The sequence below is a fragment of the Rhizobium mesoamericanum STM3625 genome, assembly GCF_000312665.1.
Lineage (GTDB): Bacteria > Pseudomonadota > Alphaproteobacteria > Rhizobiales > Rhizobiaceae > Rhizobium > Rhizobium mesoamericanum.
Genome location: NZ_HF536772.1, coordinates 269,583 through 281,843, shown reverse-complemented (window position 1 = coordinate 281,843; position 12,261 = coordinate 269,583). Strand labels below are relative to the sequence as shown.

Genomic DNA, 12,261 nt, shown 5'->3' with positions numbered 1-12,261 from the left:
AAGCCCGGGCCTCAGCATGATACGTCCAGCCGCGTTGCGAAGAGCTTCGACATGTTCGTTCCCGTGGGATCGTTGAAGAAGGCGTCGGTCAAGGACTGCTTGTTTTCGGCGATCACCTGGTCAGCGTCGGGACGGACGACCTGGTGCTTGCAGCTGTTGAAGCCATCCCCGACGAGGACCAGTTCGTTGTCGCTCGGAAAATCGATCGAGGTATAAAGCGTCGGGTCGTAGACGCCGAAGGTCAGGCGTCCCTTCAGTGGCATCTTTTCCGCCGGCTTGACGGCGAAGAACATCAGCAGCTGGCCCTGCTTGTAGTCTACGTGGATCAGATCGGGCTTCTCGACCTTGATGTTTTTGCCGTTCATCGTGAGGTTCATGTAATAGTCGTAGTCGACCAGCGAATCCCGCACGGTCTTGCCGACCTCGGCCAGTTCGTTCGGATCGAGCTTCAGGTCGGTATTCTTATCGAAATCCATCACGACGGATGATGAGAAGACCTCGTCGAAACGCCAGACGTTGCGCAGTTCGGCAATATTGCCGTCAGCGTCGGCGACCACCTCGAGCCTCGCCTCAACGAATACATGCGGATGCGCAAAGGCGGCAGCTGGCAAAAGCGACAGGAGCGACGCCATCAGGAATGTCGATTTCTTCATGCGTGCTCTTATTGCGGGATCCCAAATTCATCTGATTCCTTGCCAGTAAATGGGACGGAATTGGGACCAGTCCCCAATGGCAAGCGGTCAGGAATGCTTCTTGAACCAATTGTGAAGGTAGTCGACGAAGATCCGCACCTTGGCCGGCAGATACCGCCGGTGCGGATAGACAGCATAGATGCCACGATCGGTCGGAATGTAATCGTTGAACAGCGTCACCAGCTCTCCATTCTCGATCGGCTTGCGGGCGATGAAGTCGGGAATCAGCGCAATGCCTATGCCGGCAAGTGCCGCGCGCAACGTTGCATGCGGACTGTTGACCTCCATTGGGCCGCTGACAGGAACGGCGAAGGAGGTGTTGTCCGGATTGTAGAAGCGGATGCTGCCCTGGCTGCGCGAATTCGTGTCGACGATGAAGGGGATGTTCGACAGGTCCGACGGATGGGCGAGCTCGGGATGACGTTCCACGAAGTCGGGCGTTGCGCAAAGATGGACCCGAAAATCCGAGATCTTGCGGGCGATCATGCCCGAGTCCTCGAGCTTGGTCACGCGGACGGCGACGTCGAAGCCTTCTTCGATGAGATCGACGAATCGGTCGTCGGCAGCAATCTCCAGCGCAAGATCGGGGTTTTCCCTGGCAAAGTCGATCAGCGACTGCCCGACATCGGCGTCGACGAACGTCCTGGGCACCGAAACCTTCAGTCGGCCCTTTAGCTGCGCGTTATTCTCACGCACCAAATCCGCGAGATTGTCGATTTCCTTGAGGATGTCGGAAGCCGTGCGATAGTAGGTGTGGCCGGCCTCAGTCATGGAGAACTGACGGGTCGTGCGATTGAGCAGCAGGGCGCCGAGTTCGTCTTCAAGTTCGCGGACATATTTCGACAGCAGCGCCTTGGAACGGCCAGTGCGCCGCGCCGCGGCCGAAAAGCCTTCCGCTTCAACGACATCGATGAAGGCGCGGATGCGAGTGAGCGTGTCCATGATAATCTCCCAAAAATGCGCCGAACCGCCATTCAAATCAGTGAGTTGCGGGCCGTTTCGCAACGTTGAACAAATTGTGACGTATTGTTCAAATATTTTCTGCCGGTGGATGCGAAAAAACCGCTTGATTATGACGGCGAATATTCTTATCTCCTGCCTTGCCCAAAGTCGCACGTGCCTGTGGGTGTCCGCCGACCCTCGATTTGGTGAGGATCATCGGTAAGGTACCTGGAACTAACCGCTCCAGTCGCTATTCCGGCCAACCGGGAAATGCGAGGACATCTTGAAGCAACGACGGTGCGGGCCTTTCTGGTGTCTGCCGGCTTTCCAACAGCCGGGGTTACTGAAGAGGCACACCTTCATTGCCGGAAGTGCGGTGGGATCTCCCTCCAATCCATGGCAGACAAAGCCGAACTATGCCGTGTCAGCGGCGTTGGTTCATTATCTGCGCGATCAGGCGCTTGCAAGGTTCCGGGGTCTCCACCGGCTGGTTCCTTATGTGAGCGGTTGTTTGCCCTTTGTCCTCCGGGTTTCCGGAGCTCTGGAATTGGAAGAGGGATTGATATGACCACTCAGCGTATCCGCGACTTTCTCGCAACCCGACGTCCCGACGGTCCCTGCCTCGTGGTTGACCTCGACGTCGTCCGTGACAATTTCAACGCCTTCCGTCACGCGATGCCGGACAGCGCAATCTACTACGCCGTCAAGGCAAACCCAGCTCCGGAAGTTCTGAAGCTGCTCGCCAACATGGGCTCCAACTTCGATTGCGCGTCCGTCGCTGAAATCGAAATGGCGCTCAACGCAGGTGCGACCGCTGCCCGGATCTCCTACGGCAACACGATCAAGAAGGAACGCGACGTTGCCCGCGCGCATGCGCTCGGCGTCAGCCTCTTTGCGGTCGACAGCCATGAGGAAGTCGAGAAGATCTCGCGTGCCGCTCCTGGCGCCCGCGTGTTCTGCCGCGTTCTGACGGATGGCGAAGGCGCCGAATGGCCACTGTCGCGCAAGTTCGGCTGTGTGCCGCAGATGGCGGTCGACGTGCTCGTCTATGCCCATCAGCTTGGTCTCGAATCGTACGGTGTGTCGTTCCACGTCGGTTCGCAGATGACCAAGGTCGATGCCTGGGATTCGGCTCTCGCCGATGCCAAGCGCGTCTTCGTTCAGTTGGCCAAGCAGGGTATCCACTTGCAGATGGTCAACATGGGCGGCGGCTTCCCGACCAAGTACCTTCGCGACGTTCCGTCGGCGGAAGCTTATGGCCGTGCGATCTACCAGAGCCTCCGTGACCACTTCGGTAACAACCTGCCGAAGACGATCATCGAGCCAGGCCGCGGCATGGTTGGCAATGCAGGCGTCATCAAGACTGAGGTCGTGCTGATCTCGAAGAAGTCGGACAATGACGATGCTCGCTGGGTGTTTCTCGACATCGGCAAGTTCGGCGGTCTCGCTGAAACGATGGATGAAGCCATTCGTTATCCGATCCGCACCGAGCGCGACGGCGACGAAATGGAGCCCTGCGTGATTGCCGGCCCGACCTGCGATTCTGCAGACGTGCTGTACGAAAAGAATCTCTACCCGCTGCCGCTCACCCTTTCGATCGGCGACGAGATCCTGATCGAAGGCACCGGTGCCTACACGACCACCTACTCAGCGGTCGCGTTCAATGGCTTCGAGCCGCTAAAGGCCTACGTTATCTAAGATTGTCTGCCCCGTAGCCAGCCGGGGCAGCGCCTTCACAATTTATATCAATCGCCGCTTATAACGGTTTTGGGTACGGGAGGCCAAAATGGCCGCTGTTCTTGATTCTGTCCGCGCATATTTTGCGCCTTCTGTCTTCACCATCGATACCGAGAACCCCGGCGACGTCGTGGCTCGCGAAAACCTGCTTGATCGTGTCATGGGCCCGAACCGTCGCAAGAAGTCGTCGGAGAAGATTCGCCGTGGCCGTCTGCCCGCTGAAGGGCTCGCGCTTGTCGCGCGCGATCGCGACAATCATGTCATCGGCACCGTGCGTCTGTGGAACATCGAGGCAGGCGTCAATGCCGACGCAACGCCCATTAACGCGTTGTTGCTCGGGCCGCTGGCGGTCGATTCCCTCTTCGAGGGCAAGGGCGTCGGTTCAGCGCTGATGCGCGCCGCCATTCTGGAAGCCAAGAACCGCGGGCACGGTGCGATCCTGCTCGTTGGCGATGCCCCTTACTATGAGCGCTTCGGCTTCTTTGCCGAAAAGGCTCAACATCTCGTCATGCCGGGTCCTTTCGAACGCTCGCGCTTTCTGGCGCTGGAACTGTTCGAGGGCTGGCTTGAGGGCGCGGCCGGCATGATCATCCCGTCGGGACGACTGTTGGCCAGCGCGGCGGTCCGCAGGGCGGCTTGATCGGCAGAGCCTCTCCCCGAAAGCGGAGGGGCTTTTCGGGGTTTGTCAAACAAAGGACATCCTCTGCGAGCCTGCAAGGTGTGGCGTTTGTCATTTGTCTTGATGGTTGACGAGTACCGGTTTTTTTTTGGTGCGCTCTCGGATCAGTTTACCACTCGGTCCATCGCGCGGACGCTGGCGGTGCAAACGGAAACATCACGACCGACGAGCAGTTCCATGGCAGACCTCCTGACCGCTTGAACCATGGAAGCCTATCGGAATTTCCCGCTACTCGCGTGCAGGGAGGTCGCCGCCGGGGCCCAATCATCCGATCTCTTATATCTTCCTGTATTTTGGAAATCGAGTTTAGAGACGCCGGAAGAGCCAGGCGAACGCTTGACCTTATTTTTTACGACTGCTTGCCCCGCAGGCTTCAAATCATTTTACGACGCTTGTGTCGATCATTTGAGTTCCGGCAGTCTGAACGACATTTTCAGGTATAGCGGCGATGAAGAACATCGTGAAAGCATAGACCGCGAATATAGTCGCTGCGGCAGTGGCCCTTAGAATCATTCATGCACTCCTATCTCAGGAACTTAATGTGGTCCCAAAAACCGGCTTTCCCAAGAGTTTTCTGAACGCCAGATGAACAAAAAACTGTGAGAGCAAAAATTAATGATATTTTAGCAACACCTGAGTTTTGCGACGGAGAGAATAAAGGTTCGCGATTTGTTCGCAGTAATATGCAATTATTTCAATCATATAGATGAAAATTTGAGCAGGAATTTTCCGCGCAGACGGCTTTTACGCCTGTGGTCAGCAGGGAGCGCGGTTCATGAACCGATCCGCCTCCCGTTCATGTTTCGGCGCTCGATAACGGTAAAATGGCGGGGTCTGACGCTCCTGCTGATCTCAAGACCCGATGGCCTGACACAATCGGGCGGGCGATACAGCCCAACATTCCACTACCACCCCAAGCACCTACCCGACGACTCAGATCCGGCAAAACCGCATCGCTGCGCCTTGGTCGTCCGGCAACGCCGGCTTACGTCTTTCGGGTTCATTGCGCCGGCCCTTGTGTTTTAAGATAGTAAAATAACAATGTACAATTGAAAGGTATGCACATGACGCGTTCGGCTTTAACACTGGTCTCCGCTTCGTTGCTCCTTGCCACTGTCGGTGTTGGGCCGGCAGGTGCGATCCAGACGGTCTCAACGAAGCCTACGCTGGGATCGCTGGCACCCGGTCAATCGGTGCTTTTCGACGACAAGAAGTGCCCGAGCGGCATGATTGCCAAGTACACCAAGGCGCAAAGGCGCTCCGCGATGAATCGCACCTGCGTGCATCGGTGAGCACCAGCAGATCATAAACTTTCACGTCCATCTGAGCCCATTGCGGGCGATGATTTTGCGTCCCGTCCCGCAATCACCGCTTGCTGGCTTTTCACGGCAGGAAAGCGGCCGGACGCTGGCTGGACTGATCCTCAAGCCAATGAAAGCCACGATTGTCGCCATAGGCGGACAGACGGTGGCGGAGCGAGGCTACAACGGCCGACCCCGTCAACATCAGCCCGCATCCAAATCGATAATCTCAAGCCTCGTTGGCATTGCGCGCAGGGCCCGAACACGCTCCGATCCTGAAAGCCGATATGCCTGCCAATCCAGCCCGCGCCTCGACGAGATCACGATTGGCAACCTGCTTTCGATGCGAGCGAAGCTCGGGTGGTGGCTCTCCGGTCCCGACTGCGGCTGCTGGGTCGCCCCGCGAAATGCGTGCATTTCGCGCTGCTCGCCCTCAAGCCGCAGGGCTGCTGTATCCAGCGGTGCATGCCGCCTAGGCTGCGATGTCGACGACGCCGCAATCGCCGGCTTCGGAGGCGAAAGCCAGCAGCTTGCCGTTCTTGCTCCAGCTCATTGAGGTGATCGCGCCCTTGCCGGGGCGGCGCAGCAGCGCTTCCTTGCTGTCGGCAATGCGGACGGCGAGAATCATGCCGTCAATGAAGCCGATCGCCAGGATGTCTTCGACCGGGTGGAACTTCACCGATGTCGCCATGATGTTGGCACGGGTGCCGAGCTCGAGCGGCGCCTTGCCCATCGGGCCGTCCCTGCCCTGGAAGGGCCAGACGATCGCGGCCGGCGCTCCAGAGGAGGCAAGCCACTTGCCCTTCGCCGACCAGGAGAGCGATTTCACCTTGGCGGGGTAGCCAGTCATGCGCATATGCCGGGCTTCTGCGCCGGCTTTGCCGTCGAGCTTCCAGCCATGCAGCGCATTCTCCTGCATCGTGGTCACGAGGAAGTTGCCATCCGGCGAGAAGGTCACACCGGTGTGGGCGCCCTTCCATTCGAGATCCACGGGCTTGGCGGCCGTTCCGACCCAATGCAGCGACACGCCGTTATATCGCGCCGCGGCAATGCGCATTCCCTTGGGCGCGAAGGCGAGACCTTCGACGGTGCGTTCTTCGGTAAATTCCTTGGTCATGCCATCGGCGAGGCGAACGAAGGCGCTCTTGCCGTGGGCATAGGCGACGGCGCCCTGCGGGCCGGCGGCAAGCTGGGAAATCCATTTGCGCGGTGCGTCGGCAAGCTTCGTCACTCCGGCGTCGGCTGCGATGCGCAGCACCTTGCCGTCCTCACCACCGGAAATCAGGCTCTCACTATATGGGTCGCGGATGCAGGTCAGCGTGCCCTGATGGGCTTCGGTCACCTTCTCGCTACCATCGAGGCGGTGGAAGGTGCCGGCGGCATTGGCGAAGAAGGGAATGTCGCCTAAAAATTCGACGGCCAGGATATGGCCGTCGAGATCAAACGGGGCAACTGTCGGCATCAGGCTGCCGCCTCGCATGCCCTGAAGGAGGCTTCGAGCTTTTCGCGGTCGAGTTCGCGGCCGATGAAGACGAGGCGTGTCTCGTGTTTCTCGCCTTCCCGCCATGGACGCTGATGATCGCCTTCGACGATCATGTGGACGCCTTGGACGACGTAGCGTTCTGGATCGTCCTTGAAGGCGATGATGCCCTTGAGGCGTAGGATATTCGGGCCCTGCGTCTGGGTGATCTTCTGGATCCACGGAAAGAAGCGTTCCGGGTTCATTTCGCCGCCGCGCAGTGAGACCGACTGCACCGTCACGTCATGGATTGGTGACATTGCTCCATGATGATGGTGGTCATGGTCATGGTCATGGTCGTGGTCGTGATCATGACCATGGTGATGATGGTGGTGGTCGTGATCACAATCCGGGCCGCAGACGTGATCGTCGTGGTCATGATCGAGGAAGTGCGGATCGTTCTCTAGCGCACGCTCGAGATTGAAGGCGCCCTGATCGAGAACACGAGCGAGATCGACGCCCGAGCGGCTGGTCTTGTAGACTCGGGCCGAGGGGTTGATGGCGTGGACGATATCTTCGATTTGCGCCAGCTCTTCGGGCGTCACGAGGTCCGTCTTGTTGATCAGGACGACATCAGCAAAAGCGATCTGGTCTTCGGCCTCGCGACTGTCCTTCAGACGCAGCGGAAGGTGCTTGGCGTCCACCAGAGCAACGACGGCGTCGAGTTCCGTTTTGGCGCGAACATCGTCATCCATGAAGAAGGTCTGGGCGACCGGCACTGGATCGGCAAGACCCGTCGTTTCCACGATGATGCCGTCGAAACGGCCAGGGCGGCGCATCAGGCCCTCGACGACGCGGATCAGGTCGCCGCGCACGGTGCAGCAGACGCAGCCATTGTTCATTTCGTAGATCTCTTCGTCAGATTCGACGATGAGATCGTTGTCGATGCCGATCTCCCCGAACTCATTAACGATCACCGCATATTTCTTGCCGTGGTTCTCCGACAGGATGCGATTGAGCAAGGTCGTCTTGCCGGCGCCGAGGTAGCCGGTGAGAACTGTAACGGGAATTGGCTTCTGCTGGGTGGGAATCGCGTCGGTCATCAGAACCTCGAGAGATGGCACGCCCGGGGGCGGGGGCTGAAAATTCGTCGGTCTCATATAAGGAGTTGCGAGCGGCAGTTCAAAGGGTTTTGTATGTTATAAGATCACATCGCGACGGGTATGGTATTAATCAAGCTCGGCTGCGTCGAATGTATCGACGTCCTGCAGCAGTTCGACCAGTCCGTTTACGGAATGGGCAATCAGCGCCTCGCCTCTCTCTGCTGTCGCCAGCGATGCATTACCTGCGACACCAGATGTGCTCAGATCCGACATCTTCCATCCGAAGGCATGTGGGCCGTAGGCGCGCAGATGTTTGAAGCGGGCGGCAAAATCGGACTGGCGGGATGGGAAGTCGCGTGCCTTGCTCATGTCGACCTTATCAGGATGAAGCGCCAGCATCACGGACGTCTCGATATCGCCGCCATGGATGTCGACCGCCTTTGCCTCGGGCGAAATGACCTTGGCGGGAACGCCGAAACGCGTCCAGCTGGTCGCGACGGCAAGCATGTTGAACCGGACGCGGGCCTCTGTCGCGACGATCGTCATCAGCGGCGAGTTGCCGCCATGGGCGTTCAGCATCACCAGCTTGCGTATGCCGATGTCTGAAAGCCTCCCGGCAATGGCGAGCCATCTTTCGATAGCCTCGCCATATGTCAACGTTTGTGTCCCGTTCACATCCATATGCTCCACTGAGTAACCGATTGTTTCCGTCGGCAGAAACGTGACCGGCAATGTGCTGGGAAGAGCAGCCTTGAGCCGGGCAACGATGCCGGCTGCAATCAATGTATCCGTTTCGAAGGGCAGGTGAGGTCCATGCTGCTCGTGGGCACCGAGCGGCAGTACGGCGATCCACCGGCTGCGGTCCGACGAGGAGAGATTCGGATCGTTGTGTTCGAAGTCGCGAGAAGGCGCGTTCATCCGGCTAAGACCTCTTGTTTATGACGAGATGATGCGCAATGTCATAACGCAGCGTTCTCAATGCTTATCGCATAAGCCCTTAAACCGAAATCGATTCAGGGGGGTGATCATGAATGTTCCGGCTCCCTTGCAGGGTGAGGGATGCGCAACGCATCAAATGGCAAAGGAATGGCGATGGGGAAGAAGCACAAGGACGGAAAGAAGCAGAAGTCCAAGAAAAAGGATCAGACCGAATACACAGTCGCCGATCTTTCGCCGGCTTTGACGCAGGCGGCCCGCTCGATGCGTACTGTTTTGTCTCGCAATCTGCTCGAAAGCGGCCTCTATGCCGGCCAGGACGGCGTAATACTGCTGCTTGCGGAAACGGATGGGATGACGGCCGGCGGGCTGGCGCAGAAGCTCGGCGTCAAGGCGCCGACCATGACGCGGACAATCGGGCGCATGGAGGCGCAAGGTTTTCTCGAGCGCAAGCCGGACGCCGATGATGCCCGGCTTACGAAAGTCTATCTGACCGAACTCGGCCGCGGCAGCGTCAAGGCAATCGAAATGGCGTCGTCGGCGTGCGACAGCATGGCTACCCAGGAGTTCTCCGAGAAGGAAATCCGTAATCTTGTCCGTCTATTGAAGGCAATTGACGGCAACTTGCAGTCCGCCGCCATTCCCCTCGATGAGCCTGAGGAAAACTGACAGATTTGTGAAAATACGAATTGCCTCGCTGTGTTTAATCTTTTAATTAAACATTTTAATAGCGCTCGATTCTTCTAGTGGCCGGGCGCAGGGAAACCGCGCGTTGCCTGGGGAGGACACGTGGCTCAGAAGATAAAGCTTTCGACGATCGCCGAAACGCTCGGCATTTCCACAGCAACCGTATCTCTCGCCTTACGTGACAGCCCGCTCGTGGCCGGCTCCACCCGAGACAAAATCAAGGAGCAGGCGCGGGCGCTCGGCTATATCTACAATCGCCGCGCTGCCAGCCTGCGCACGTCCCGCTCCGGCATCATCGGTGTCGTTGTCCACGACATCATGAACCCGTTCTACGGCGAAATCCTCAAGGCGATCGAAAGCGAGCTCGATCGCAGCCGGCATACCTTCATACTGTCGAACCATTACGACTCGGTCGAAAAGCAGCGCACCTTCATCGAAACGCTGCTGCAGCTTGGTGGCGACGGGGTCATCATGTCGCCAGCGATCGGCACGCCGCCGGAGGACATGCAACTCGCGGAAGACAATGGCATGCCGGCCATTCTGGTTGCGCGTTCGTTAGATGGATTGGACCTCCCCACCTATCGCGGTGATGACAGCTACGGCATTTCGCTTGCCACCAATCACCTGATCGGCCTCGGCCATCGCTCGATCGCCATGATCGGCGGTACGGACCAGACATCGACGGGCCGTGATCGCTACCAGGGCTACGTCAATGCGCTACGCAAGGCCGGAATCGATGTTGACTCCGGCTTGCGTATTCCTGGTCCGCGCTCGATGCAGGGCGGTTTCGAAGCGGCGGTACACTTCCTGTCGCTGCCGCAAAGGCCGACGGCAGCCGTCTGCTGGAACGACCTCGTTGCGATCGGCCTGATGAATGGCATTGCCCGCGCCGGTCTCGTTCCTGGAAAGGATATCTCCGTCACAGGCTATGACGATCTCGAGGAAGCCTCGATCTCTATGCCGGCGTTGACAACCGTCTGGAATGGCCAGGCAGAAGTCGGACGCCTTGCTGCCCGCGCGCTTCTCGATCGCCTGGCCGGCAGCCACGAGCCGGACGGGCTGCATCTCATCAAGCCCGAGATGCGTATCCGCCAGTCGACCAGCCCCCACCGACCGCGCCTGTAAAGAGCCAAGAGGAAGTGCCATGCCCCGCATCGTCATTCTCGTTCCCGGGAAGATACACGAGCGTGTCCTGACGCGCCTGAAGGAGAGCTTCGACGTCATCGAGGCCGATCCCTCGACGCTTGACGCGGAGACCGCGGGGAAGATTCGCGGCGTCGCCGTCTCTGGAACGTTCAACGCGGGTGCCATCGACAAACTTCCGAACGTCGAGCTGATCTCCAGCTTCGGCGTCGGCTATGACGGCATCGACGCCAAGCACGCGGCCGCCAAGGGCGTAATTGTTACCAACACGCCTGACGTATTGAACGACGAGGTTGCCGATACCACGATCGGATTGTTGCTCAACACGATCCGCGAACTCCCGCGCGCTGAAAACTGGCTTCGTGCCGGCAACTGGAAGCGTGGGCAGAACTATCCGTTGTCGCGCTTCTCCCTGAAGGGGAGGCATGTCGGAATCTATGGTCTTGGCCGCATCGGCCAGGAGATCGCCAAGCGCCTGGAACCGTTCAAGGTCAGGATCAGTTATCACACGCGCACGCGCCACCCGGATTCCCCGTACGGTTATTATCCGTCCCTGAAGGATCTCGCCGGGGCTGTCGATACCTTGATTTCCATCGTCCCCAAAACCCCGCAGACCCATAAGACCATCAATGCGGAAATCCTCTCCGCACTTGGCCCTGACGGCGTCTTCATCAATGTCGGGCGCGGTTGGACGGTCGACGAGGACGCACTTGCTCAGGCCCTGAGGTCCGGAACGATCAGTGCTGCCGGCCTCGACGTATATTACGACGAGCCTGATGTACCGGCTTCACTGCTTGATTTGCCAAACGCTGTGCTTCTACCACACCTTGCATCGGGCTCGGTGCCGACGCGCAACGCAATGGCGGATCTGGTCGTCGACAATCTCGTTGACTGGTTCGGAAAGGGAAGGGCGCTGACGCCTGTCCCGGAAACGCCAGCGAAGGGCTGATAATCTCGATGTTGGACTGGCATGAGGCGCGCATGGGAAAACGGACCCGCCCTCACTCCAGTTATGAGTCCTTCAAGGCTGAATTGAGTTTCGTTGGCTTAATCGGCGCGAGACGGTTGATCAACCGGCACCTCTCCGAAGGGCCGCCTACTCCGGCAGAACGCCTCAATTCAACCTGAAAGGCTCTAATGCGCTTGGCTACTTGGCGACATGCCAGACGCCGCCGACGCCGTCGCCGGTCATATCGCCAGGCTTCTTGTCGCCAGTGAAGGTATAGAGCGGCTTGCCTTCGTAAGCCCACATCTCCTTGCCGTCGGCCGCCTTGACGAGTGACCATTCGCCTTCGGCCTTGGCCTTTGCGGCAGCGTGGAAGGCCGGCCATTTCTTCAGACAGGCCGCGTCGCAGTTTGATTTGCCCATAGTGTCCTTGTCGAACGTATAGAGCGTCATGCCTTTGGCGTCCGCCAGGACCTTACCCATTTTCGTATCGACCATTTTGGCCGGTTCCGCTGCAAAGGCCGAAAAAGCGGTGGCAGCCAACAGGCCCACGGAGACGATCAGCGTTTTCATGATTACCTCCAGCTCAGGAGTGCCAGCGGGATGCTGGTAGCGCCCGATGTGAGCAAGAACGTT

At 58.7% G+C, this 12,261-nt stretch carries 13 protein-coding genes; 6 read left to right on the top strand and 7 right to left on the bottom strand.

The genetic code is table 11. The features are described from left to right. Positions 1–11: 11 nt before the first annotated feature. Together BN77_RS01405 and BN77_RS01400 are read right to left on the bottom strand one after the other, a co-directional pair. Positions 12–653, bottom strand: a complete 642-nt coding sequence (locus tag BN77_RS01405) for a DUF1007 family protein (protein ID WP_007527714.1) — start codon at positions 651–653, stop codon at positions 12–14. Between the two features lie 87 nt (positions 654–740). Continuing rightward, positions 741–1,634 carry a LysR family transcriptional regulator gene (locus BN77_RS01400; protein ID WP_007527712.1) on the bottom strand — a complete coding sequence of 298 codons (894 nt, stop codon included), beginning with the start codon at positions 1,632–1,634 and terminating at the stop codon, positions 741–743. A gap of 564 nt (positions 1,635–2,198) precedes the next feature. Here BN77_RS01400 and odc2 point away from each other — a divergent pair. The 3 genes from odc2 to BN77_RS01385 all read left to right on the top strand — a co-directional run bounded on the left by odc2 (position 2,199) and on the right by BN77_RS01385 (position 5,342). After that, positions 2,199–3,332, top strand: coding sequence for an ornithine/lysine decarboxylase (gene odc2, locus BN77_RS01395; RefSeq protein ID WP_007527708.1), 1,134 nt, complete (start codon positions 2,199–2,201; stop codon positions 3,330–3,332). A gap of 88 nt (positions 3,333–3,420) precedes the next feature. Beyond that, positions 3,421–4,011, top strand: a complete 591-nt coding sequence (locus BN77_RS01390; RefSeq protein WP_007527706.1) for a GNAT family N-acetyltransferase — start codon at positions 3,421–3,423, stop codon at positions 4,009–4,011. Positions 4,012–5,114: 1,103 nt separating this feature from the next. Next, complete coding sequence (locus tag BN77_RS01385; protein WP_007527700.1) at positions 5,115–5,342, top strand: DUF6719 family protein; 228 nt, start codon at positions 5,115–5,117, stop codon at positions 5,340–5,342. Positions 5,343–5,433: 91 nt separating this feature from the next. Here BN77_RS01385 and BN77_RS35500 read toward each other — a convergent pair whose 3' ends face one another. The 4 genes from BN77_RS35500 to BN77_RS01365 form a co-directional block, all read right to left on the bottom strand. Then, positions 5,434–5,556, bottom strand: a complete 123-nt coding sequence (locus BN77_RS35500; protein ID WP_280109903.1) for a hypothetical protein — start codon at positions 5,554–5,556, stop codon at positions 5,434–5,436. A gap of 267 nt (positions 5,557–5,823) precedes the next feature. Beyond that, entirely contained in the window at positions 5,824–6,813 is a 990-nt protein-coding gene (locus tag BN77_RS01375) for a WD40 repeat domain-containing protein (RefSeq protein ID WP_007527699.1), read from the bottom strand. Beyond that, positions 6,813–7,913, bottom strand: coding sequence for a CobW family GTP-binding protein (locus BN77_RS01370; protein ID WP_007527697.1), 1,101 nt, complete (start codon positions 7,911–7,913; stop codon positions 6,813–6,815). Before BN77_RS01370 ends, BN77_RS01375 begins: the two co-directional genes overlap by 1 nt. A gap of 126 nt (positions 7,914–8,039) precedes the next feature. Further along, on the bottom strand, positions 8,040–8,831 hold the full coding sequence (locus BN77_RS01365) for a creatininase family protein (protein WP_007527695.1): 792 nt from the start codon (positions 8,829–8,831) through the stop codon (positions 8,040–8,042). Between the two features lie 174 nt (positions 8,832–9,005). Between BN77_RS01365 and BN77_RS01360 the strand changes: the two genes are divergently transcribed. The 3 genes from BN77_RS01360 (at position 9,006) to BN77_RS01350 (ending at position 11,628) form a co-directional block, all read left to right on the top strand. Continuing rightward, on the top strand, positions 9,006–9,518 hold the full coding sequence (locus BN77_RS01360; protein WP_007527693.1) for a MarR family winged helix-turn-helix transcriptional regulator: 513 nt from the start codon (positions 9,006–9,008) through the stop codon (positions 9,516–9,518). Between the two features lie 120 nt (positions 9,519–9,638). After that, positions 9,639–10,661 (top strand): LacI family DNA-binding transcriptional regulator, encoded by a 1,023-nt coding sequence (locus BN77_RS01355; protein WP_007527691.1) that lies wholly within the window; start codon positions 9,639–9,641, stop codon positions 10,659–10,661. Between the two features lie 19 nt (positions 10,662–10,680). Then, positions 10,681–11,628 carry a 2-hydroxyacid dehydrogenase gene (locus tag BN77_RS01350; RefSeq protein WP_007527689.1) on the top strand — a complete coding sequence of 316 codons (948 nt, stop codon included), beginning with the start codon at positions 10,681–10,683 and terminating at the stop codon, positions 11,626–11,628. Between the two features lie 198 nt (positions 11,629–11,826). Here the strand turns inward: BN77_RS01350 and BN77_RS01345 are convergent, their stop codons facing one another. Further along, positions 11,827–12,198: a COG4315 family predicted lipoprotein gene (locus BN77_RS01345; protein ID WP_007527687.1), complete on the bottom strand. Its 372-nt coding sequence runs from the start codon at positions 12,196–12,198 to the stop codon at positions 11,827–11,829. Between the last annotated feature and the right edge of the window lie 63 nt (positions 12,199–12,261).

What these genes read in the sequence shown, in the direction of transcription:
- BN77_RS01365 (WP_007527695.1), bottom strand. Translation starts at nt 8,831, where the DNA reads ATGAACGCGCCTTCTCGCGACTTCGAACACAACGATCCGAATCTCTCC.
- BN77_RS01385 (WP_007527700.1), top strand. Translation starts at nt 5,115, where the DNA reads ATGACGCGTTCGGCTTTAACACTGGTCTCCGCTTCGTTGCTCCTTGCC.
- BN77_RS01360 (WP_007527693.1), top strand. Translation starts at nt 9,006, where the DNA reads ATGGGGAAGAAGCACAAGGACGGAAAGAAGCAGAAGTCCAAGAAAAAG.
- BN77_RS01345 (WP_007527687.1), bottom strand. Translation starts at nt 12,198, where the DNA reads ATGAAAACGCTGATCGTCTCCGTGGGCCTGTTGGCTGCCACCGCTTTT.
- BN77_RS01390 (WP_007527706.1), top strand. Translation starts at nt 3,421, where the DNA reads ATGGCCGCTGTTCTTGATTCTGTCCGCGCATATTTTGCGCCTTCTGTC.
- odc2 (WP_007527708.1), top strand. Translation starts at nt 2,199, where the DNA reads ATGACCACTCAGCGTATCCGCGACTTTCTCGCAACCCGACGTCCCGAC.
- BN77_RS01405 (WP_007527714.1), bottom strand. Translation starts at nt 653, where the DNA reads ATGAAGAAATCGACATTCCTGATGGCGTCGCTCCTGTCGCTTTTGCCA.
- BN77_RS01375 (WP_007527699.1), bottom strand. Translation starts at nt 6,813, where the DNA reads ATGCCGACAGTTGCCCCGTTTGATCTCGACGGCCATATCCTGGCCGTC.
- BN77_RS01350 (WP_007527689.1), top strand. Translation starts at nt 10,681, where the DNA reads ATGCCCCGCATCGTCATTCTCGTTCCCGGGAAGATACACGAGCGTGTC.
- BN77_RS01400 (WP_007527712.1), bottom strand. Translation starts at nt 1,634, where the DNA reads ATGGACACGCTCACTCGCATCCGCGCCTTCATCGATGTCGTTGAAGCG.
- BN77_RS35500 (WP_280109903.1), bottom strand. Translation starts at nt 5,556, where the DNA reads ATGTTGACGGGGTCGGCCGTTGTAGCCTCGCTCCGCCACCGTCTGTCC.
- BN77_RS01370 (WP_007527697.1), bottom strand. Translation starts at nt 7,913, where the DNA reads ATGACCGACGCGATTCCCACCCAGCAGAAGCCAATTCCCGTTACAGTT.